The following is a 21,948-nucleotide window of genomic DNA, read 5'->3' as shown; positions in this document are numbered from 1 at the left end:
CCGGTGAGGTCCCTGCTCGCCATGCTGGCGTTCGTCCCGGCGCTCGCGGTTGCGGCGCCGGCCCGGGCCACGACCTGTGCCGACCTGGCGGGCAGGCATGCCGGATCGGTCGAAGTTGTGTCGGCAACCGAGATCGTGCCGGAGGCGAAGGGCTGGGCGCCCGCCACCGACAGTTTCTACAAGCCGCAACCGGTCCGCGCTTCGCTGTGCCGGGTCGAGGGGCGGATCGAGGGCAGTATCGGCTTCGAGCTGTGGCTGCCGCTGGCGGCGCAATGGAACGGGCGGCTGCTCGGTGCCGGGGTCGGCGGCGATGCTGGGGTGTTCAACTATAATGATATGAGCCGGCGCATTGGCGAGGGCTTCGCTACCGTCACCACCGACAGCGGGCACAAGGCCAGCATGGCCCACTGGATGATGGAGGCCAAGGCGCGCGACGATTACGAGCACCGCGCCGTGCACCTGACCGCGGTGGCGGCCAAGGCATTGGTGACGCGCTTCTACGGCAAACCGGCAAACCGCAGCTATTTTTCGGGCTGTTCCGGCGGCGGACGGCAGGCGCTGAAGGAAATGCAGGCCTATCCCGGCGATTATGACGGCGTGATCGCCGGCGCGCCCGGGCCGTACATGCCGCTGATCTCTGTCCGGATGATGTGGTTCTCGCTGGCGCAGAAGCGCGATGCGGCGGGGGCGCTCAGCGACGAAGACTGGGCGCTCTACGAGAGCGCGTCGAACAAGGCGTGCGATACGCAGGATGGGCTGCGCGACGGCGTCGTCGAGAATCCGCTGGCGTGCCGCTTCGATCCGGCCGTGCTGGCGTGCAAGCCGGGTGAGACCAGGGCCTGCCTGTCGCCACCGCGCCTCGCGATGCTGCAGCGGATTATCGCCCCGATGCCCGACGAGCGCGGCCGGGCGATGGACAAGGGACTGCTGCCGGGCGTGCGCACGCGCCCCGGCCCGGCCTCGCCATTGCTGCGCGCGATGTGGGGCGATGCGGTCTATCGCAATCCGGACTGGAACGAGAACAGCTTCCAGCGCACGCGTGACCTGGCGCTGGTTAACAGGACGATGCCGCAGCTTCGCGCCGACAGCACGCGCATCGCCCCGTTCCTGGCGCGCGGTGGCAAGGCGATCATCTATCAGGGCTGGCAGGATCCTTCGGTGATCGCCGGGCCGACGGTCGACTATTATGCCGCGCTCGCCCGGGCCAATGGCGGGTATGAAAAGCTCGATGACTCGGTGCGGCTGTTCATGGTGCCGGGCATGTATCATTGCGCGCGCGGACCGGGCGCCGACCAGTTCGGCGGATCGGGCCAGGCGACGGCGCCAGGCGATCCCTCGCGCGACATGCTCTGGTCGCTGATCGACTGGGTCGAGCAGGGCAGGGCGCCGGCGCGGATCGAGGCAGCGAAGGTCGCCGACGACAGGGCGCAGTTCACGCGGCCACTCTGTGCGTTTCCGCAACGGGCCCGATATGACGGCAAGGGCGATCCCAAGGCCGCTGCTTCGTTCAGCTGTGTTGTCGAACCCGACTATCTCGCTCAGCTCACGTCGAAAGTGATGCGCGCCGCCAGGCGCCGATGACGTCCGAGGGTCTTGCGGCTCCTGATTCATCATGCTATGTCACATAACAATTAAGGAGAGGGTGATGACCGAGTTCGACACCATGCTCGCCGAGCGTTCGGCAACGACCTTCGACCGCCTCAACCCGGTGACGGGGGAAGTGGCGACCACCGCACCGGCCGCGACGATCGCTGACGCCAATGCGGCGTGCGAAGCTGCCGCCGTTGCGTTCCCGATCTGGTCGGCGATGGGGCCCAATGCGCGACGCGCGCTGCTCAACAAGGCGGCCGATGCGCTGGAGGCCAAGGCGCCGCAATTCATCGAGGCGATGATGGGTGAGATCGGCGCGACCCGGGGCTGGGCCGGCTTCAACCTGATGCTCGCCGCCGGGATCGTGCGCGAGGCCGCGGCGATGACCACCCAGATCGGCGGCGAAGTCATCCCCTCCGACAAGCCGGGCTGCATCGCGATGGCACTACGCGAGCCGGTCGGCGTGATGCTGGGCATCGCGCCGTGGAACGCGCCGATCATTCTCGGCGTGCGCGCGATCGCCATGCCGCTGGCGTGCGGCAACACGGTGGTGCTGAAAGCCTCCGAGCAATGCCCGCGCACGCACGGCCTGATCGTCGAGGCGTTCGAGGAAGCCGGCCTGCCCAAGGGCGCGGTGACTCTGGTCAGCAATGCGCCGAAGGACGCAGCCGAGATCGTCGGCGCGCTGGTCGACCATCCCGCGGTGCGCCGCATCAACTTCACCGGATCGACTGCGGTCGGCAAGATCATCGCGATCCGCGCGGCGGGGCATCTCAAGCCCGTGCTGCTCGAACTGGGCGGCAAGGCGCCGCTGATCGTGCTCGACGATGCCGATCTCGAAGAAGCCGTGAAGGCCGCCGCGTTCGGCGCGTTCATGAATTCGGGCCAGATCTGCATGTCGACCGAGCGGATCATCGTGGTCGACAGCGTCGCCGACGCGTTCGTCGAGAAGTTCGCGGCCAAGGTCGGCGCCATGCCGGTGGGCGATCCGCGCGAGGGCAAGACGCCGCTGGGCGCGGTGGTCGACCAGAAGACGGTCGATCATGTGAAGAGTCTGGTCGCGGATGCGCTCGGGGCCGGCGCGGTGCAGGTCAATGGCGGCGACGCTGACGGCGTGCTGATGCCGGCGCATGTCATCGACAAGGTCACGCCCGAGATGAAGCTGTTCCGCGACGAGAGCTTCGGCCCCGTCGTCGGCATCGTCCGCGCGCGCGACGAGGCACATGCGATCGAGCTGGCCAACGACACCGAATATGGCCTGTCGGCGGCGGTGTTCACGCGCGACACCGCGCGCGGCCTGCGCGTCGCGCGCCAGATCAAGTCGGGCATCTGCCATGTCAACGGGCCGACCGTGCATGACGAGGCGCAGATGCCGTTCGGCGGCACCAAGGCCTCCGGCTACGGCCGCTTCGGCGGCAAGGCCGGCATCGACAGCTTCACCGAGCTGCGCTGGATCACGATCGAGACCCAGCCCGGCCATTACCCGATCTGATTCAATTTCCTTTCCAAGAACGGACCTTCCATGACCGAGACCAGCTCCAACGGCACCGTTGCCTATGACGTCGTCGACCGCATCGCCTGGGTGCGTTTCAATCGCCCGGACAAGCGCAACTGCATGTCGCCGACGCTCAACCGCGACATGATGGAAGTGCTCGACCTGCTCGAGTTCCGCGACGATGTCGGCGTGCTGGTGCTGTCGGGCGAGGGCACGGCCTGGTCGGCCGGCATGGATCTGAAGGAATATTTCCGCGAGACCGAGGCCAAGGGCCTGGGTGCCAGTCGTCAGGCGCAGCGCGAGAGCTATGGCTGGTGGCGCCGCCTGCGCTGGTACCAGAAGCCGACCATCGCGATGGTCAATGGCTGGTGCTTCGGCGGCGGATACGGCCCGTTGTTCGCCTGCGACCTGGCCTTTGCGGCGGACGAAGCGCAGTTCGGGCTGAGCGAGATCAACTGGGGCATCCTGCCCGGCGGCGGCGCGACCAAGGTCGCGACCGAGCTGCTGCCGTTCCGCAAGGCGATGTACCATGCGATGATGGGCGAGAATGTCGACGGCAGGACTGCCGCCGACTGGGGCCTGGTCAACGAGGCGCTGCCGCTTGCGGACCTGAAGGCGCGCGTGACCGAGGTCGCCGGCGTGCTGCTCAAGAAGAACCCGGTCGCGCTGAAGGCGACCAAGGACGCCGTCCGCCGCGTTGGCGTGATGAGCTATGACGATGCCGAGGATTATCTGATCCGCGCGCAGGAAGCGGCCAACAGCTACGACAATGAAGGCCGCAAGGAAGGCATCAAGCAGTTCATCGACGACAAGACGTTCAAGCCGGGGCTTGGGGCGTACGACACGTCGAAGCAGAAGGCCTGAAGCTTTCGGCCTTCCCTTTCCCGTCATGCCGGACTTGTTCCGGCATCCATGCTTCCGCACACGCCACCATTGTTGCGTTCGCGGGACGATGGACCCCGGAACAAGTCCGGGGTGACGACAGCAGCGTTGGCGGCCTGAACTACCGGAGACTGAAGTGACCACCGACACCAAGCTCGCCACCCCTTCGCTCGACCGGCTGCTCAAGGCGCGGTCGGTGGCGATCGTGGGCGCTTCGCCGACGCGTGGCGCGCTGGGCAATTCGGTGCTGCTCAACCTGCAGCGGCACGGCTTTGCGGGCGAGATCCACCTGATCAACCCGAAGCGCGACGAGATCGCGGGCCGACCCTGCCTTAAATCCGTCGACGCGCTGCCGATGGGCGTCGACGCGGCGGTGCTGGCGATTCCCGGCGCGGCAGTGCTCGATACGGTGCGGGCGCTGGCCGCGCGCGGCGTGGGCGCGGCGGTGATCTTCTCGGCGGGGTTTGCCGAAGGGGGCGAGGAAGGGCTCGAGGCGCAGCGCGAGGTCGCGCGGATCGCGGCCGAGCACGGCATGGTGATCGAAGGGCCGAACTGCCTGGGCATGGTCAATTATGTCGACGGCATTCCACTGACCTTCGTCGAGACCCCGGCGCAGCGCCTCGACGGGAAGCCGGGCATCGGCATCGTCTCGCAGTCGGGCGCGATGGCGGTAGTGCTGGGCACCACGCTGATGTCGAAGGAGCTCGGCATTTCGATTTCGGTCTCGACCGGCAACGAAGCGGCGAGCGGGGTCGAGGATTATGTCGACTATCTGCTCGACGACCCGAACACCCAGGTGATCGGCATGATCGTCGAGCAGTTCCGCAAACCCGCGCGCTTCCTGGCGCTGGCGGCGAAGGCACGCACGGCGGGCAAGCCGATCGTGCTGCTCCATCCGGGCAAGAGCAGCGCCGCGCGCGAATCCGCGGCGACGCATACCGGCGCGATGGCCGGCGACTATGCGGTGATGCGGGCCAAGGTGGAGCGCGCCGGCGTGGTGCTGGTCGACAGCCTGGAAGAGCTGGGCGACGTGCTCGACCTTGCGCTGCGCAGCGGGCATATCCCGGCGGGCGGTACCGCGGTGCTGACTGAATCGGGTGCGTTCAAGGCGCTGGCGCTCGACCTGTGCGAAGCGCTGGCGCTCGATCTGCCGGCGATGGAGGCAGCGACTGCGGCGCGGATGCGCGCGGCGATCCCCGACTTCATCCCGGTGAGCAACCCGATGGACCTGACCGCGCAGGCACTGGTCGATCCGGATCTGTATCGCCGCACCCTGGAGCCGCTGCTCGACGATCCGACCTATGGCAGCGTGATCATGGGCATCATCCAGACCGACGAAGCGACGTCGCGGATGAAGTTCCTGCCGATCATCGATGCGATCCGCAGCCTGAAGCCGGGCAAGCCGGTGATCTTTGCCGGGCTGGACGACGGCGCGAATGTGCCGGCGGACTATGTTCGCGATCTGCGCGCGCTGGGCGTGTCCTATTTCCCCTCGCCCGATCGCGCCTTCCGCGCCGTGGCGCAGCTCGCCCGACTGGCTGCCCGCGACTTCACCCGCGCGGATGCGCCGCCGGTGTCGGCCGAGCTGCCGGTCGGTGGCGGGGTGATCCCCGAATATCTTGCCAAGCAGCTACTCGCGCCGCTCGGCGTGCCCTTTCCCAAGGGCGGGTTCGCGCGCAATGCGGCGGAAGCGAAGGCGGTCGCGGCGGAGATCGGTTATCCGGTGGTGCTGAAGGCGCAGGCCGCCGCGCTATCGCACAAGAGCGATGCGGGTGGGGTGATTCTCAACATCGCCGATGATGCGGCGCTCGACGCGGCCTGGTCTCAGCTCTATGCCAATGTCGCGGCGCATGCGCCGGGCGTGGCGCTCGACGGGGCGCTGGTCGAGGCGATGGGCGCGCGCGGCACCGAGCTGATCGTGGGCGCGCGGGGCGACCCCGAATGGGGCGCGACGATCCTGGTCGGCTTCGGTGGCGTACAGGCCGAGTTGCTGCACGATTTCCGCCTGCTGCCGCCCGACCTGACGCGCGACGCGATCATCGCCGAGCTGCGCCGGCTGAAGAGCGGAGCGCTGCTCGACGGCTATCGCGGATCGCCCGCGCTCGACGTGGGCGCGGTGGCGGACGTCATCCTGGGGTTGGGCCGGCTGCTGGCGGGCACGCCGGCGATCCGCGAGATCGATCTCAACCCGGTGGTGGTCTATCCCGACGGACAGGGCGCGGTGGCGCTCGACGCGCTGATCCTGACTGATCCGGCGGGGTGATCGGCCGGGCTTGAGGCTCGTCTCCTGGAGTGGGGGGTCAGCGCTCCTGCGCTTCGATCCGGGTGAGCAGGGCGATCAGGGTGCGGCGTTCCGCCGCGGTGAAGCCGGCGAGCATGCGCTGCTCATGCTGCTCGATCCGGGCGAGGCAATCCTTGAGCATCGCGTCGCCGGCCGGCGTCAGGTTGAGCGCGAAGGCGCGGCGATCGTAGCTAGCGGTCTGGCGGTCGACCAGGCCGGCATCGACCAGCTGGTTGATCAGCGCCACCATATTGGCGCGCTGGATGCCGAGCAGGCGGCCGACCTCGCCCTGGTTGATGTCCTGATTGGCGCCGACCACGGAAAGGATGCCGAACAGCACCTGGCGCATGCCGGTGCCCTCGATCGCGCGGGCGAAATCGTTGGAAAAGGCACTGGAGGCGCGGCGGAGATGATAGCCGGCAAGGCTTTCCAGCGCGCCGAGCGCGGCGTCGTCATCTTCCATGGGCACGGACGCAATCGGCAAACAGCTTCTCCTGGTCGGCACCTGGCATAGGTCGAGTCACGCGCCGCCTCAAGCCGCCGTCGCCGCGGCGTTCCGGCGCAGCCCGAACAGCGCGAGCGCTGCGACCAGCGACCCCATCGCCATCAGCACCGCGACGGTCGCGAGGCCGAAGCCGGCGGCGAACAGGAACCCGGCGAGTGCCGGGGCGAGCGCCGAGCCGCCCCGCCCGATGCCGATGACGAAGCCGGTCGCGGTGGCGCGCAGCGAGGTCGGGAAGGACTGGGCGAGCAGCGCATAGAGGCCGACCACGCCGGCATTGGTGACGAAACCCGCCAGCGCGGCGACGACCGACAGGCCGTGCAGGCCGGACTGAGGCTGGCCGAAGGCAATGACGAAGCCCGACGAGAGCAGCATCGCGACGATGGTGAGCGTGAGCAATCTGACGCGGGCGGTAAGCAGGCCGAGGATCAGCGAGCCGGCGGCGCCGCCCAGGCTGGCCCAGACCAGCACGCCCGCAGCAGACGAGGGTGCGAAGCCCATGTCCACGACGATCTTGGGGATCCATTTCAGGATGAAATAGAAGGTCATGATGTGCGCGAGATAGGCAAGCGTCAGCAGGACGGTGACCCGGGCGAGCACGGGTGAGAACAGCGCCGATACCGGCAAGGCGGGCGGCTCGTCCGCGACCGGCGGCAGCGCGTCGATCGGCCCATGGCCCATGCGTGCAAGCGTGCGGTTGATCCGCTCCAGCGCGTTCGCAGGGCGCTTCTGCATCAGGAAGGCGATCGACTCCGGCGCGCGCCACAGCACGATGGGAATGAAGCACAGCGTGACGATCCCGCCGAACACGAACACTGTCTGCCAGTCATGGCTACGCAGCAGCACCGCGGAGACCGATCCGCCGACGACAGTGCCGATGGGATAGCCGCCGGCCATCAGCACGACGGCGAGCGGGCGGCGGGCAGCGTTGGAGGCCTCGGCGACGGCGGCGTTAGTCGCCGCCAGCATGCCGCCGATACCGAGCCCGGTGAACAGTCGCCAGCCGGACAGGGTGACGATGTCGTGCGCGGTGGAGGCACCGAACATGCCGGCGGCCATCACGACGAGGCAGGCGAGGATCATCGCGCGGCGGCCGATCCGGTCGGCGACGCGGCCGAGCACCAGCGAGCCGGCGGCCATGCCGATCAGCTCCATCGACAGGACGAGGCCGAGCGCGGCGCGATCCACGCCCCAGGCCCTGGCGATGCCGGGCGAGGCGAAGCTGATCGAGAGCACGTCGAACCCGTCGAGCGCGTTGAGCCCGACCATGACCGCCACGACGCCCCATTGGAACGGCGACATCGGCTCGCGGTCGAGGATCGTGCGCGGATCGGTGGCCATCTCATCCCCTCTTGTCGTTATGTGCGGAAGGTTGCCGGATTTTGCTATGTTATGCAACAATTCTTGAGACGTACCTATTTGGCTGCAACGGCAAATATGCACCGAAATCCGACGTCACCCCGGACTTGTTCCGGGGTCCATCGTGCCGCAGAAGCAACGCCTGCATAATTTGCGGAAACATGGATGCCGGAACAAGTCCGGCATGACGGAGGGGGCGGAGCATGTCGCTGCCCCCATTAGTCATGGATCCGGCGCAGCAAAGCGATGAGCTGTGCGGTCTCCGCCCGGGTAAACCGTCCTTTCAGCCAGGCCTCATGCGTCTCGATCGCCTTGCGCGCCTCGGCGAGCATGGTCTGTCCTTCCGGCGTCAGCGACAGCGCGATGCGGCGGCGGTCGGTTTCGGCCGGGCCTCGGGCGAGCAGGCCGCGGCGTTCGAGCGCGTGGACGATCGCCATGGTGGTCGCGCGGTCCATCTGGAGGCGGCGCGACAGATCGGTCTGGGCGATGCCGGGCTGGTCGTGGGCGAGCCACAGGACCGAGACCTGTTTCTGGGTCAGGTCGAGATCGGCGAAATGATCCGCGAAATGGCGCTGCACCGCGCCGTGGGCGAGGCGGATGTGGAAGCCGAGGATCGCGTCGAGCGCGCCGATGTCATCCGCCAAGGCCGGCCTCCGCGCGGGCCAACCGGTCGATGATCCGGCGCGCACGGACGCCGCCCTGATCGATGGCATAGGCCCTGAGCTTCATGTCGGGGTTGGCCGCGATCGACCGTTGCTGCGCTTCCAGTATCTCGACATCCTCCAGGAACACGGCGCCCTGCTGCGCCTTGAAGCGGGCGGTGAAGCCCGTATCGGCGATATCGAAATTGCGCGCCATGCCCCAGAAATAATGGCAGCTCGTCTCGGTCTCCGGGGTGATCGCATCGACCACCATGCCGCGCACGCCCTGATCATGCTGCTCGGGCGTCGCGCCCGCTTCGACCGGGGCCACACCGACATCGATCAGCACCGAGGACGGCGGGAGGAAGTGGCAAATCTGCCAGCGATCGACCAGACCGTCCTGCTTCAGTGCGTCACGCCAGAAGGGCGGGGGCTCGATGCCCGGCATCCAGCGCCGGACGATCACCTCGTCGCCGCGCGTTTCGGTCTCGATCGGGGTTTCGTTGATCTCGAGCTGGCCGATCGATCCCGCATGGACATAGGTCTCGTGGCTCAGGTCCATGAGATTGTCGATCACGAGGCGATAATCGCAGGCGATGCGGTAATAGCCGCCGTCGAAGGTCCAGCCCGGGGCGCTGCACGGCCAGTAATCGGGGATCAGCGCCGGGTCGGCCAGCGCCGCTTCGCCGATCCAGATCCAGACATAGCGGTGGCGTTCGGCGACGGGATAGAGCGTCGCGCAGACCGATCTGTTCACCCGCTCGGCCTTGACCGGCATTTCCTCAGCGCAGCCGTCCGGGCCGATCTTCAGGCCGTGATAGCGGCAGCGGATCGAGTCGCCCTCCTTGATGCCCATCGACAGTGGCAACAGGCGGTGCGGGCAGGCGTCGCGCATCGCCACGATCCCGCGATCGAGCTTGCGGTAGAGCATCACCGCCTCGCCGCAGATCGTGCGGGCGATGGGCGTGCGGTCGACCTCGCTGTCCCAGGCCGCGACGTACCAGCGATTGCGGATGAAGGTCATGGGCTCTCCTGACGACGCGCTTGACCGCATCATGATATTGTACGTAACACGTACAGATAATCCGACTCGAACGGATGTTGCAAGGAGAGTGATTCGATGCCGGGCAAGCCCCCCTTCCGCGCCGACCATGTCGGCAGTTTCCTTCGCCCCAGGGCGCTGATCGAGGCGCGCGCCGCGCATCGTGCGGGCGAAATCGGGCCGGCCGAATTGCGCGCGGTCGAGGATGACGCGATCCGCGACGTGGTGCGCTTCCAGGAGGATCTGGGGCTCAAGGGCATCACCGACGGCGAGTTCCGGCGGACCTATTTCCACACCGATTTCCTGTTGCAGCTCGACGGGGTCGAGGAGGCGGGCGGCACTCAGGTGAAGTTCCACCAGCATGGCGGCAAGGAGCTGGAATATGCCCCGCCGGTGATGAAGGTGGCGGGCAGGATCGCCCATGCGCACGACATCCAGCGGCGCGATTTCGAATTCCTCGCCTCGGTCACCTCGGCGACGCCCAAGGTGACGATCCCGTCGCCGACGATGCTGCATTTCCGCGGCGGGCGCGAAGCGATCGATGCCGAGGCCTATCCCGACCTGGAAGAATTCTACGAGGATGTGGCCGCGGCCTATCGCGCCGAGATCGCCAGCCTGGCCGAGGCCGGGTGCCGCTATATCCAGCTCGACGACACGAATCTCGCTTATCTGTGCGACGAGACTCAGCGCGAGAATGCGCGGCGGCGCGGCATGGACCCCGACGAACTGCCGCGCGCCTATGCCCGGCTGATCAACGCCGCGATCCGCGACCGGCCGGCGGACATGGCGGCGTGCGTGCATCTGTGCCGCGGCAATTACCGGTCGAGCTGGGCGGCGGAGGGCGGATACGAACCCGTCGCCGAAGTGTTGTTCAACGAGCTCGCGGTCGACGGCTATTTCCTGGAATATGACGACCCGCGCTCGGGCGATTTCGCGCCGCTGCGCCATGTGCCCAAGGGCAAGACGGTGGTGCTGGGGCTGGTGACGACCAAGCTGGGCGAGCTGGAAAAGCCCGACGACGTCAAGCGGCGGATCGACGAGGCGGCGGCGTTCATGCCGATCGACCAGATGGCGCTGAGCCCGCAATGCGGCTTCTCGTCCACCGTGCATGGCAACGACATCGAAGTCGGGCAGCAGCGCGACAAGCTGAAGCTGGTGATCGATGTCGCGCGGGATGTGTGGGGGACGGTGTAGGCGTTCGCTGTTATCCGCCCGGAACAGCGAAATAACAGGGAAGATATTTATCTTGCCTCCCGCGCGTGCCTTCTGGCGCCACTTTCGATCGCTATCTCAATCGTTTACCTCGGCGTTCCCTGTTATCCGATAACAGCGAACGGGCGCGCGAAAACAGCGAACGCATCGCGCGGAACAGGGAAAGGATCTCGCGCCCCGGGATTATGATCTTCACATGAGAAACAGCGGGCGGGGCCCGGGGCCTCGGCTCGGGGGTGTTGCACCATTTCCCTGCCGATTTGAATCGATCTGCCGGGCGGCCGAGCGTTCGAGCTGGATTCCACCACCTCCGTTCGGGCTGAGCTTGTCGAAGCCCTGCTCTTCTCTTCCCAGGAAGAAAGAACAGCCCTTCGACAAGCTCAGGGCGAACGGGGAGAGGTGAGTGCAGCTAACTAAGTTTCGAGCTATTCCTTGGCCCGCGCTGCTTTCTGCGGCCGGACATAGGCCCGGTAGACCTTGTCGAGCGCGTCGTTGACGACGGTCCGCTCCTCCTCGGTCAGGGCGGCGAGGCCGAGTTCCTCGGTCGTTTCCAGCTCGGCGAAGAGCGCGTCGAGCGTGTCGCGGCCCTCGGGGGTGATGGCCAGCTTGTAGCGCCGGCGGTCATTGGTGGAGCGGGTGCGCTTGACCCAGCCGCGTGCCTCCAGATCGTCGACCATCGCGACCATCACCGACTTGTCGAGCCCGACCTCGCGGCTGAGATTGGTCTGGGAGATGTCGGGATTGGCGGCGATGACCTCGAGCGCGCTGAACATGCCCTGGCGCAGGCCCCATTCGCGCGTCCGGGCGGAGAAATCGCGTGACAGCTGGTTCTGGACGCGGCGCAGGCGAAAGCCGAGAAAGCTGCTCAGCCGCCCGAGCGATACGTCGTCACCGGATTTCCTGCGTTCGCCGATGGCTCAAACTCCCTGCCGTCCATGGGCAGGCTATACAGATCGCAAGAGGCGATAAAAGCAAAACCGCACAAAAGCAAAATAGTTGATGACATCTACGGTTATATCTGCAAACTTGTTTTGAGGCGGGAATCATAACCCGGCCGAGGGAGGATGCGTGGACGCTTCGCCGGAAGAGAATGCTTCGACAGGGCGCGGGCATCGTTTGCTCCAGGCGGTCGGTGCCGGGGCGTTGCTGATGGCCATGGCGACCGACGCGATCGCGGTGATCGGGCGCCATGCCGGTTTCTCCTTTCTCGGCGCGATCGAGCTGTTCCAGATCTTCGCCGTCGTCGCGACCAGTGTCGCGATCGTGCTGGCGACGCTGTCGCAGCGCCATGCCGCCGTGCATATCCTGACCGAATATGTTTCGCCGCCGACCAAGCTGTGGCTCGACCGGGCGGGGCTGGCGGCGGGGGCTCTGTCCTTCGCCCTGCTCTGTGCCGGGTCGGTGTGGGTCGCGGCGGACCTGTGGGACACGCATGAAATGACCGAGCTGCTCGGCATTCCGTTGCGCTGGTTCCGGCTGGTGTGGATCCTTGCGGCCGGTGCGGTGACGTTGCTGTTCCTGCGCAGCCTGGTGCGGAGCTTCCGCCGATGACGCCGGAATGGGTCGGCCTGATCGGGTTCGTCGCGCTGCTCGCGATCCTGCTGGTCGGCATTCCGATCGGCGCGGCGCTGGCGCTGGTCGGCATGGTCGGGCTGGCGGTGATCATCTCGCCCGAGGCCGGGCTGATCAAGGCGGGCGTCGCCTCGTTCGACACGCTGTCGCGCTACGAGCTGGGCGTGCTGCCGCTGTTCATGCTGATGGCGCAGCTGTGCTTCGCGGCGGGGGCGAGCCGGGATTTCTTCGGCATGGCGTCGAGCTTTTTCGGGCATCGCCGTGGTGGGCTGGCGATCGCGTCGATCGGCGGGTGCGCGGGCTTCGGGGCGATCAGCGGATCGAGCCTGGCGACGGTCGCGACGATCAGCGCGGTCGCGCTGCCCGAGATGCGCGCGCAGGGCTACAAGCCGGGCTTCGCGACCGGGGCGCTGGCGGCGGGCGGGACGCTCGGATCGCTGACGCCGCCGAGCGGGGCGCTGATCGTCTATGGCATCATCGCCGAGCAATCGATCGGCAAGCTGTTCGCCGCGGCGATCGTGCCGGTGGCGACTCAGGCGCTGTTCTATGTCGCGGTGATCGTGCTGCTGTGCCGGTTCAACCCGACGCTCGGCCCGGCCGGTCCGCGCGCCTCCTGGGCGGAGCGCCGCGCGTCGCTGGTGCGGGTGATCGACATTGCGGCTTTGGTGCTGTTCGTGGTCGGCGGCCTGATCATCGGCTGGTTCACGCCGACCGAGGCGGCATCGATCGGCTGTGTCGGCGCTCTGGGCGTCTGTGCGTTGCGTGGCAAGCTGACCCGGGCGGCGGTGTCCGAGGCGCTCGGCTCGACCCTGCGCACCACCGGCATGATCTACACCATCATCATCGGCGCGATCATCTTTTCCACCTTCGTCAGCGTGACCGGCATCCCCGAGCATATGACGAGCCTGGTGCAGGGTCTCGGCGCAAGCCCGATACTCGCGGTGATCGCGATGGCGGTGGTGCTGCTGGTGCTCGGCTCGTTCCTCGACGGGCTGGCGCTGATGCTGCTGACCGCGCCCCTGTTCCTGCCGGTGATTGAGAGCCTGGGGCTGAGCCCGATCTGGTTCGGCATCTTCCTGGTGCGCACGATGGAGATCGGCTTCGTCCATCCGCCGCTGGGGTTCAACGTCTATGTCATCCATTCGCTGGCGCGCGACATCTCGCTCGGCACGATCTTCCGCGGCATCATCCCGTTCCTGGCGAGCGACTTCGTCCATCTCGCGATGCTGATCTTCATCCCCGCGACCGTGATGTGGTTGCCGACGATATTGGCGCATTGAGATGGCCCGGCTGACGCTTCTCTTCGCCCTGTTGTTCGGCCTGCTGAGCGGGTGCGGCCGCGCGCCGGCGCCCGACGGCACGATCGTGCTGACCTATGCCAGCCCCTATCCGGCAACGCACACGTTCAGCCGGGCTGACCAGGCCTGGATGGATTATATCGCGCAGCAATCGAAGGGCCGGATCCGGATCAAGCCCTATTGGGGCGGGGCGCTGCTCTCCTCGAACGAGAATATGCTCGAGATCCGCCACGGCGTCGCCGATATCGGGATGATCACGCCGATGTATGCGCGCAGCGCGCATCTCCAGCGCATCCAGCCGAGCTTCTATAGCGGGGTCGGCACCATGGCCGACCAGGTCGCGGTCTATCGTTGCCTCGCCCAGACCTATCCGGCGTTCAATGCCGAGGTGCGCGGGCTGCATGTGCTGGCGGTGCAGGGCGGCAACTTCCCCGGCATCCTGACGCGCAACCGGCCGGTGCGGACGCTCGCTGACCTGAAGGGCCTGAGGCTACGGGCGCAGGAGGACACCGCGAACGTGCTGCGCGCGTTGGGCGCCGACCCGGTCAACATGTCGATGGCGGAAGTCTATCCGTCGATGGCCAAGGGCGTGATCGACGGCGTGGTGACCCCGATCGATGCGCTCCGGGCGATGCATCTCGCCGATGTCGCGCGCTATTACACGACGCTGCGCGTGCCGCGGGGCGCCTATCCCGCGCGGGCGATGGGCGACAAGGTCTGGCAGCGGCTGAGCCCGGCCGACCAGGCGCTGTTCACTCGGGCGGAAACCGTGTGGGAAGCGGCGATGATCGCCGAGCTCGACAAGTCCGTCGCCGTCTCGACCGATTATGCGAAGGAGGCCGGGTTGACCTTCGTCGATCCGGCGCCGGGCGCGCAGGCCGAGTTCGACACGCTGTACCGCGCCAATGCGACGAAGCTCGGCGCGTCGCTCGGCCGGATGGGCATTCCGGGGCGGGAGATCGCGGAGCATGCGACGGCGCTGGTCGCCCAGCGCACCGCGGGCCGGCCGCTCGATTGTGGGACGGTGAAATGACGCAAGCCCAAAACACTCAGGCCCAAAACACTCAGGCACTGACCGGCGTGAAGATCGCCGATTTCAGCTGGGTCGGGGCGGGGCCGCGCGCGACCAAGGACCTGGCCGATCACGGCGCGACCGTGGTGAAGATCGAAAGCCGCAAGCGGCTCGATCTCGGGCGAATGAGCCCGCCGTTCAAGGACGGCAAGCGCAACCCGGACGGATCGTCCTTCTTCGCGATCACCAATACCAGCAAGCTCGGCGTGACGATCAACCTGGGCGATCCGCGCGGGATCGAGGTGGCGAAGCGACTGGTCGCCTGGGCGGACGTGGTGGTGGAGAATTTCGGCAAGGGTTTCATGGAGCGGATCGGGCTGGGCGCGGACGTGCTGCGGGCGATCAAGCCGGACCTGATCATCCTGTCGGTGAGTGTCGCGGGACGGGTGGGGCCGATGTCGGACCTGCGCGGCTATGGCAATTCGGCTGCCGCCTTGTCCGGACTGGCGGCGCTGTCGGGCTGGCCCGATCGCGGGCCGCATATGCCGCCCTTCGCCTATGGCGACGTCGTCGCGCCGATGTTCGGCACGATGGCGGTGCTCGCGGCGCTCGAGCACAAGAGGCAGACGGGCGAAGGGCAGCATATCGACGTCTCGCAGGTCGAGCCGCTGGTGCATGTGCTGAGCGACGTGCTGATCCGCCGGCAGATCGAGGGCGAGGCGTTCGAGAAGCCGGTCAATGCCGCGCCGGGCATGGCGCCGCACGGCATCTTCCCGGCGCGCGGGTTCGACCAATATTGCGCGATCGCGGTCCGCGACGATGCCGACTGGCGGGCGCTGGCGGGGATCATCGGGGCCGACCCGGCGCTCGACCTGGCGGCGCGCGGCGCGCCGGAGGTAAGTGCCGCACTCGCCGACTGGACGCGCGGGCGGGACAAGCATCTGATCGCCGAGCAGCTGGCCGCAGCAGGCATCCCGGCCGAGGCAGTGCAGGACGGGCGTGAAGTGTTCACTGACCCCGAACTGATCGAGAGCAGCCATTATGTCGCGATCGATCACCCCGTGCTCGGCCACTGCGACATGCCGGGGCCGCCGGCGGATTTCTCCCGGTCCGAAGTGATAATCGGGCCGCCGCCGATGCTGGGTGGGGACAATGTCCGGGTGTTCGTCGAGATGCTCGGCATGGATGCGGACGAGATCGCGGCGCTGGCCGATGAAGGGGTGCTGGCGTGACGATGCTCGGTCATCTGAAAGTGGTCGATCTGACCCGCGATCTGGGTGGTTATGCCGGCGTGATGCTGGCGGAACTGGGCGCGGATGTGGTGCAGGTCGAATGGGCCGATCCCATCGGCGATGCAGCCGAGATCGCGATGGCGCGGCGGGGCAAAAGGATCGAGCGCATGGCGCTGGACGATCCGGCGCTGCGCGCTCTGGTCGACGAAGCGGACGTGCTGCTGCGTGGGCCGGAGGCGATGCCGGACGGGTTGGGCGCGGCCAACACGCGGCTGATCGATGTGGCGATCCTCGCCTTCGACCCCGAGGGGCGGAATGCAGGCCGCCCGGCGACCGACCTGACGATCATGGCGCGCTCCGGCCTGCTGGCCATCGTCGGCGATCCGGACCGGCCGCCCATGGCCTTGCCCGGGCGGCAGGCCTGGGCGCTGGCCGGTATTCATGGTGCGATCGCGGCGCTGACCGCGCTCAATGCGCGCGCGGCGAGCGGGCTGGGCGAGCGGGTGATCGTCTCGGCCTATCGATCCGCCGTGCTCGCCAATTATCGCGAGCCGGTGAGCTGGCAATGGGCGGGCAAGGTCGGGCAGCGCACGGGCAATCTGCTCGTGCGCGGCAAATCGGGCGTGAAGCAGATCTGGTCCTGCGCCGACGGGTTCATCACCTGGGCACTGGTCGACAATCCGCCGATGATGCGCGCGACCGTCGCGCGCATGGCCGAGGACGGCATGGCGGGCGCGCTGGCAGCGATCGACTGGGAGGCGATCCTGGTCGCGGACATGCCGCAGGAAACGCTGCAGGCATGGGAAAGCGAGATCGGCGCATGGCTGATGACTCACACAAGGGCCGAGCTGAGCGCGATGTCCAACAAGCATGGCATGGGGCTGTCGGCGATCGACGAGGCGGCCGATGTGATCGCGAGTCCGCATCTCGCCGCGCGTGGCCTGTGGCGTGACGACAAGGTCGACGGGCATGCGGTGCGTGTGCCCGGGCCGCTTTACCAATGGAGCGCGGCATGACGGACAGCGCCATGGCCGGCCCGTTGCAGGGCATCCGGGTCGTCGATTTCTCGAAGTTCCTGCCGGGCCCCTATTGCACCTGGATGCTGGCCGATCTGGGCGCGGACGTGGTGCGGATCGAGCATCCGCGCGAGCTGGCGAAACAGGCGAAAGTGTTCGGCTGGGACAAGCTGCCCGAGGCCGAGCGCGCGCGCATTCGCGGGCAGGACATCTTCGCGCGCAACAAGCGCAGCCTGTTGATCGATCCGGGCGCGGCGGAATCGCGCGCGCCGATCGAGGCGTTGCTGCGCAGCGCCGATGTGCTGGTCGAGGATTACCGGCCGGGCGTGCTCGATTCGATGGGCTTCAGCTACGAGGCGGTCGCGGCGATCAACCCGAGGCTGATCTATTGCTCGGTCACCTTGTGCGGCCAGACCGGGCCGTATCGCGACAAGCCCGGGCATGATCCGGTCGCGCTCGCCGTGTCGGGCGCGCTGTCGCGGATCGGCGAGGATCCGGGCAAGCCGGGATCGGCGGGCGTGCCGGTCGCCGATCTGCTGAGCGGATCGAATGCGGTGATCGGCATTCTCGCCGCCCTTCAGGCGCGCCATACGACCGGGCGCGGGCAGCGCGTCGACATCGCCATGTCGGACAGCGCGATGGCCCTGATCGCGCCGGTGATCTCGCGCAATCCCGATCTGTCGCGCGCGCCGGGACGCGGGCGCCACCGTGCCGATAGCGGCATCTACGAGACGAGCGACGGGCGCTTCATCGTCGTGACCGACATGGAGCCGCGATACTGGGAGCGGTTCTGCACGGCGATGGGCTGTCCGGACTTCATCGCGGCACAGAATGACAAAACGCGCCGGGCGGAGATCATCGCCTGGCTGAATGCCGCGTTCCTGGCCCGGCCGCTCGATCATTGGCTGGCGCTGCTGGCCGCGGCTGACACGCAGTTCGCGGCGGTGAATTCCGTCGAGGAAGCGTTAGCCGATCCGCACAATATCGCGCGCGGCATGTCGATCGCGGTGGAGAGCGAGAGCGGCACGATCCGCCATATCGGATCGCCGATCAACCTGTCCGACACGCCCGCCGTCCCGCCGCGCCCGGCGCGGCTCGCGGGCGCCGATACCGAGACCATATTGACCGAATTGGGGTTTTCGACATGACCGATGCTGATCTGCCGCGCCCGCTGGAAGGGCTGCGCGTGATCGACCTGACCCGCGCTTTGGCCGGGCCTTACGCCACCTTGTTGCTGGCCGGGCTCGGCGCCGAAGTGATCAAGGTGGAGGATCCCAAGGGTGGCGACCTGGCGCGCGAGAACAGCCCCTATGTGGGGCGCGACGGCGTCGTCATCGAGCGGCGGCATGAGGACGACATCTCGATCTCCCATCTGACGCGCGCCCGGGGCAAGCGCGGCGTGGCGCTGAACCTCAAACATCCGCGCGCGCGCGACGTGTTCCGTGATCTGGTGAAGACTGCCGACATCGTGGTCGAGAATTTCACCGCGGGCACCGCCGACCGGCTCGGCGTGGGGTACGGGGCGGCGCGCGAGGCCAATCCGCGCATCGTCTATTGCTCGCTCAGCGGCTTCGGTGCCGACGCGCCCGAGGGCGGCAAGGCAATGGACGTGATCATCCAGGCCTTGTCCGGCGCGATGTACACCAGCGGCGATACCGATCATCCGCCGGTGCGCATGGGCGTGCCGATCGCCGACATGCTTGCGCCGGTGTTCGCGGTGATCGGCATTCTGTCCGCGATTCATCAGCGCGAGCGGACCGGGGAGGGGCAGCATGTCGACATCTCGATGCTCGGCGCGCTCACCTCGTTCGTCGCGATCGAGAATTGGGCGGCGATGCGCGCGGTCGACATGCCGGCGCGGACCGGGCTGACGGTGCAGCGGCTGTCGCCGTTCGGCGTGTTCGAATGCGCCGACGGCTATATCGCGCTGGTCGCGGTGCACCACAAGCTTGCGGCCGGGCTGTTCGCGGCGATGGGGCAGCCCGAACTGCTGGAGGATCCGCGTTTCGCGACGCGCGACAACCGGGTCGCCAACGCGCCCGTGCTCGAGGCGACGATCACCGCATGGTCGAAGGCGCTGACGGTGGCGCAGGCCGTCGCCGCGCTGGAGGCGGAGGGCGTGCCGGTCGCGCCGGTGCGTCACCCGGAAGAGGCGCTGACCGATCCGCGCGTGGTGGCGCGCGAGGAGACCAATGCGGTGTCGCATCCCGACTACGCCTCGGTCGTCGAGCTGCGCACTGCGGGCATTCCGATCCAGTTCTCCGCGTCGCGATCGGGCTTCGACCCGGTCCTGCCGGTCATGATCGGCGAGCATAATGACAGCGTCTATGGCGAGTTGCTGGGGTATGACGCGGCGACCATCGCCGAGCTGACCCGGGACGGTGTGGTCGCATGACCGCGGCCGCGGCGCTTGCCCGGCTGGCCGGGGCGTGCGCCGATCCGCGTGCGGTGGCGGCGGAGGTGCGCGCGGCGGGGCGGCGGGTGGTGTGGATGCTGGGCAGCGATCTGCCCTATGCGCTGGTCGATGCAGCGGGGTTCCATCCGATCCGGCTGGTGCCCGATGCGCGGGTCGACCGCAGCGCGATCGATGCGATGGTCAGCGCCGAGACCCTGGGCGAGCGCGGGCGATCGCTGCTGGCGGAGATCATCGCGCTGCCGGCCGGGGATGCGCTGCTGATCTCGCATGCGGATACCGAGCAGCCGCAGATCTTCGCGACGTTGCGCGAGCTGGCGCGGACCGGGGCAATTGCCAGGCCCGAGGTGCATTTCCTCGACCTGCTGACGATCGATCGGCCTGCGACCGAGCGCTATAACCGCATCCGGGTCGAGCAGGCGGTGGCCTGGCTGGGCGGAACGGGCGACCTGGGCGGAGCGATCGGTCGGCGCGAGGCGCAGCGGGAGGCGGTGGTATCGGTGCTCGGGCTGCGGGCCGAGGGCCGGCTGAGCGGGGTCGAGGCGCACACCCTTGTCGCGGCGGCGTCGATCCTGCCAGTGGATGAATTTGCCGATCTGCTGGCGGCGATCGAGGCCGGGAAGGCTGAACTGCCGGTGCGTTCGGGGACTCGCACGCTGCTGAGTGGGAGCGATATCGAGGACATCGCCACGATCGCGCGGATCGAGGCGCTGGGGGCGCTGGTGGTCGGCGAGGATCATTGCTGGGGCGCGGCGCGGGTGCATCGGGGGATGGCGCGCGATGGCGATCCGATCGCGGCGCTGGCACGGTCCTCGCTGACGCCATTATGGGGCGTGTTTTCCGGCACGACGGACCGGGCTGCGGGTCTTGGCGCTGCGGTCGCGCGGCTTCGGCCCGAGCGGGTGTTGCATCTCAGCCGCGACGACAGCGCACCCTGGGAGGTCGCTGCCCTGCGCCGCGCGATCGAGGCGAGCGGCGTGCCGATGCTCGACGCGGCACCGGACAGCGACTCGATCGCGGGCTTTATCGCCGATGGCCATGCGGCTGCGGCGAGTGTCGTGCCGGAACCAGAGGAGGCCGCTCCAGCGCCCCGTCCGCGCGCGCCGCGCAGCCGCAAGTCGCTGGCGGCGGTGGCGCGGTTCGGCGCCTATCAGCGCGAATGGTTCGCCGAGGTGCGCGCTGCGGCGCTGTCGGGCAGGACCTTCGCCGCGGTCAACGCCAATGCGCCGCAGGAGATGCTGCGCGCGATCGGCATTCCCTTCGTGGTCAATCAATGGTGGGCCTCGATCGTCGCGGCCAAGCAGCAATCGGCGCGGTACGCCGGGCTGCTCGCGGCCAACGACCTGCCGCCGGCGGTGGAAGCCTATAGCGCGCAGGGGGTGGCGGCGGCGTTCGACGACGATCCGGCGCTGGCGCCCTGGGGCGGGCTACCGCGTCCGGACGTGCTGGGCATGGTGGCGAGCACTGACGCGACCATGCATCTGTTCGAGGCGTGGCAGGCGGCGACGGGCGCGCGGTTGCAGCGGTTCCAGCGCAGCGTCGAATGTCGCTGGGATATCCTGATCGACTGGTGGGACGGGCTGGCGGATCGCTGGGACGATTTCATCGAGCCCGAGCGGCTCGACCTGTTCGAGGCGGAGCTGAAGCTGGCGATCGCCGAGCTGGAAGACGTGTCGGGCGCGCGGTTCGATCCCGCGCGGCTCGAAGAGGTGATGACGCTCGTCAACGAGCAGGAGGACCATTATCGCGAAACGCGCGACCTGATCGCGCGGACCGTGCCGGTGCCGGTCGGCATCGTCGACACCATGCCCGCGACGATGGTGCCGCAATGGCATCGCGGGACCGAATGGGCGCGCGATGCGGCGCGCGATTTCCATGACGAGGTCGCCGAGCGGGTGCGGGCGGGCGAGGCGGCGTGCCCGAACGAGCGCATCCGGCTGATGTTCGTCGGCCGCGGGCTGTGGAGCGACATGCAATTCTACCAGCGCTGGGAAGAGAGCCATGGCGCGGTGTTCGTCTGTTCGATGTATCTGAGCCTGGCGGCCGACGGCTATATCCGCCGCCACGATCGCGGGCGCGATCCGCTCCGGGCGCTGGCCGCGCGTTTCGTGACGATGGGCGACGAGCTGCGCATGCCGACCTGGGCGGGGGCGTGGCACGCCAAGGAAGCGCGGCTGCACCAGTGCGACGGCGCGGTGGCGCTGTCGGATGCCGATCCGCTGGTGCTGCGCGCGCTGCGCGATGCGGGGATCGCGGTGCTGGAGCTGGGCATGGACAATTTCTCGCGCGACGAGGCCGCCGAGGCGGATGTCGACGCGCGGGTGGCGGCGTTCCTGGAGGGGCCTGCGGGTGCGGCGAGTGACGCGCGGCGGGCGAAATTGGGGTAGGCCTCAAGCAAAAC

General features: G+C 68.0%; 18 protein-coding genes. 13 read left to right on the top strand and 5 right to left on the bottom strand.

Translation table 11 applies throughout. The features are described 5' to 3' along the window. Positions 1–3: 3 nt before the first annotated feature. The 4 genes from AC1DX5_RS01530 to AC1DX5_RS01515 all read left to right on the top strand — a co-directional run bounded on the left by AC1DX5_RS01530 (position 4) and on the right by AC1DX5_RS01515 (position 6,230). Complete coding sequence (locus AC1DX5_RS01530) at positions 4–1,581, top strand: tannase/feruloyl esterase family alpha/beta hydrolase (RefSeq protein ID WP_478013874.1); 1,578 nt, start codon at positions 4–6, stop codon at positions 1,579–1,581. Positions 1,582–1,645: 64 nt separating this feature from the next. Next, positions 1,646–3,082 carry an aldehyde dehydrogenase gene (locus AC1DX5_RS01525; RefSeq protein WP_478013873.1) on the top strand — a complete coding sequence of 479 codons (1,437 nt, stop codon included), beginning with the start codon at positions 1,646–1,648 and terminating at the stop codon, positions 3,080–3,082. Positions 3,083–3,112: 30 nt separating this feature from the next. Further along, positions 3,113–3,949: a p-hydroxycinnamoyl CoA hydratase/lyase gene (locus AC1DX5_RS01520; protein ID WP_478013872.1), complete on the top strand. Its 837-nt coding sequence runs from the start codon at positions 3,113–3,115 to the stop codon at positions 3,947–3,949. Positions 3,950–4,103: 154 nt separating this feature from the next. Next, positions 4,104–6,230 (top strand): acetate--CoA ligase family protein, encoded by a 2,127-nt coding sequence (locus tag AC1DX5_RS01515; protein ID WP_478013871.1) that lies wholly within the window; start codon positions 4,104–4,106, stop codon positions 6,228–6,230. A gap of 37 nt (positions 6,231–6,267) precedes the next feature. Here AC1DX5_RS01515 and AC1DX5_RS01510 read toward each other — a convergent pair whose 3' ends face one another. From AC1DX5_RS01510 to AC1DX5_RS01495, 4 genes are all read right to left on the bottom strand, one after another. Beyond that, positions 6,268–6,711, bottom strand: a complete 444-nt coding sequence (locus AC1DX5_RS01510; RefSeq protein ID WP_465175707.1) for a MarR family winged helix-turn-helix transcriptional regulator — start codon at positions 6,709–6,711, stop codon at positions 6,268–6,270. A gap of 69 nt (positions 6,712–6,780) precedes the next feature. Then, positions 6,781–8,091 carry an MFS transporter gene (locus tag AC1DX5_RS01505; protein ID WP_478013870.1) on the bottom strand — a complete coding sequence of 437 codons (1,311 nt, stop codon included), beginning with the start codon at positions 8,089–8,091 and terminating at the stop codon, positions 6,781–6,783. 236 nt (positions 8,092–8,327) lie between these two features. Continuing rightward, complete coding sequence (locus AC1DX5_RS01500) at positions 8,328–8,753, bottom strand: MarR family winged helix-turn-helix transcriptional regulator (protein ID WP_478013869.1); 426 nt, start codon at positions 8,751–8,753, stop codon at positions 8,328–8,330. Continuing rightward, complete coding sequence (locus tag AC1DX5_RS01495) at positions 8,743–9,774, bottom strand: Rieske 2Fe-2S domain-containing protein (protein ID WP_478013868.1); 1,032 nt, start codon at positions 9,772–9,774, stop codon at positions 8,743–8,745. The genes AC1DX5_RS01500 and AC1DX5_RS01495 overlap by 11 nt, the downstream gene beginning before the upstream one ends. A gap of 96 nt (positions 9,775–9,870) precedes the next feature. Here AC1DX5_RS01495 and AC1DX5_RS01490 point away from each other — a divergent pair, with 96 nt between their 5' ends. After that, positions 9,871–10,986: a 5-methyltetrahydropteroyltriglutamate--homocysteine S-methyltransferase gene (locus AC1DX5_RS01490; protein ID WP_478013867.1), complete on the top strand. Its 1,116-nt coding sequence runs from the start codon at positions 9,871–9,873 to the stop codon at positions 10,984–10,986. 443 nt (positions 10,987–11,429) lie between these two features. Here the strand turns inward: AC1DX5_RS01490 and AC1DX5_RS01485 are convergent, their stop codons facing one another. After that, positions 11,430–11,777, bottom strand: a complete 348-nt coding sequence (locus tag AC1DX5_RS01485) for a MarR family winged helix-turn-helix transcriptional regulator (RefSeq protein WP_465175711.1) — start codon at positions 11,775–11,777, stop codon at positions 11,430–11,432. A 295-nt stretch (positions 11,778–12,072) separates the two neighbouring features. Here AC1DX5_RS01485 and AC1DX5_RS01480 point away from each other — a divergent pair, with 295 nt between their 5' ends. The 8 genes from AC1DX5_RS01480 to AC1DX5_RS01445 are packed head-to-tail and all read left to right on the top strand — an operon-like array spanning position 12,073 to position 21,934. Further along, positions 12,073–12,555, top strand: coding sequence for a TRAP transporter small permease subunit (locus AC1DX5_RS01480; RefSeq protein WP_478013866.1), 483 nt, complete (start codon positions 12,073–12,075; stop codon positions 12,553–12,555). Then, the gene (locus AC1DX5_RS01475; protein ID WP_478013865.1) at positions 12,552–13,856 is read left to right on the top strand and encodes a TRAP transporter large permease; all 1,305 of its coding nucleotides are present in this window, start codon (positions 12,552–12,554) and stop codon (positions 13,854–13,856) included. Before AC1DX5_RS01480 ends, AC1DX5_RS01475 begins: the two co-directional genes overlap by 4 nt. Before the next feature lies 1 nt (position 13,857). Next, a complete protein-coding gene (gene dctP / locus AC1DX5_RS01470) occupies positions 13,858–14,907 on the top strand; it encodes a TRAP transporter substrate-binding protein DctP (protein ID WP_478013864.1) in 1,050 nt (349 codons plus the stop codon). Beyond that, a complete protein-coding gene (locus AC1DX5_RS01465) occupies positions 14,904–16,118 on the top strand; it encodes a CaiB/BaiF CoA transferase family protein (protein WP_478013863.1) in 1,215 nt (404 codons plus the stop codon). Before dctP ends, AC1DX5_RS01465 begins: the two co-directional genes overlap by 4 nt. Before the next feature lie 2 nt (positions 16,119–16,120). Continuing rightward, positions 16,121–17,134 carry a CoA transferase gene (locus tag AC1DX5_RS01460; protein WP_478014029.1) on the top strand — a complete coding sequence of 338 codons (1,014 nt, stop codon included), beginning with the start codon at positions 16,121–16,123 and terminating at the stop codon, positions 17,132–17,134. Further along, on the top strand, positions 17,131–18,282 hold the full coding sequence (locus AC1DX5_RS01455; RefSeq protein ID WP_478013862.1) for a CaiB/BaiF CoA transferase family protein: 1,152 nt from the start codon (positions 17,131–17,133) through the stop codon (positions 18,280–18,282). Before AC1DX5_RS01460 ends, AC1DX5_RS01455 begins: the two co-directional genes overlap by 4 nt. Further along, positions 18,279–19,529 carry a CaiB/BaiF CoA transferase family protein gene (locus tag AC1DX5_RS01450; protein WP_465171879.1) on the top strand — a complete coding sequence of 417 codons (1,251 nt, stop codon included), beginning with the start codon at positions 18,279–18,281 and terminating at the stop codon, positions 19,527–19,529. The genes AC1DX5_RS01455 and AC1DX5_RS01450 overlap by 4 nt, the downstream gene beginning before the upstream one ends. After that, positions 19,526–21,934, top strand: coding sequence for a 2-hydroxyacyl-CoA dehydratase (locus AC1DX5_RS01445; RefSeq protein WP_478013861.1), 2,409 nt, complete (start codon positions 19,526–19,528; stop codon positions 21,932–21,934). Before AC1DX5_RS01450 ends, AC1DX5_RS01445 begins: the two co-directional genes overlap by 4 nt. Positions 21,935–21,948 lie beyond the last annotated feature (14 nt).

Source organism: Sphingomonas sp. P2_B6 (genome assembly GCF_056404755.1).
This window is presented reverse-complemented; position numbering and strand designations above follow the sequence as displayed.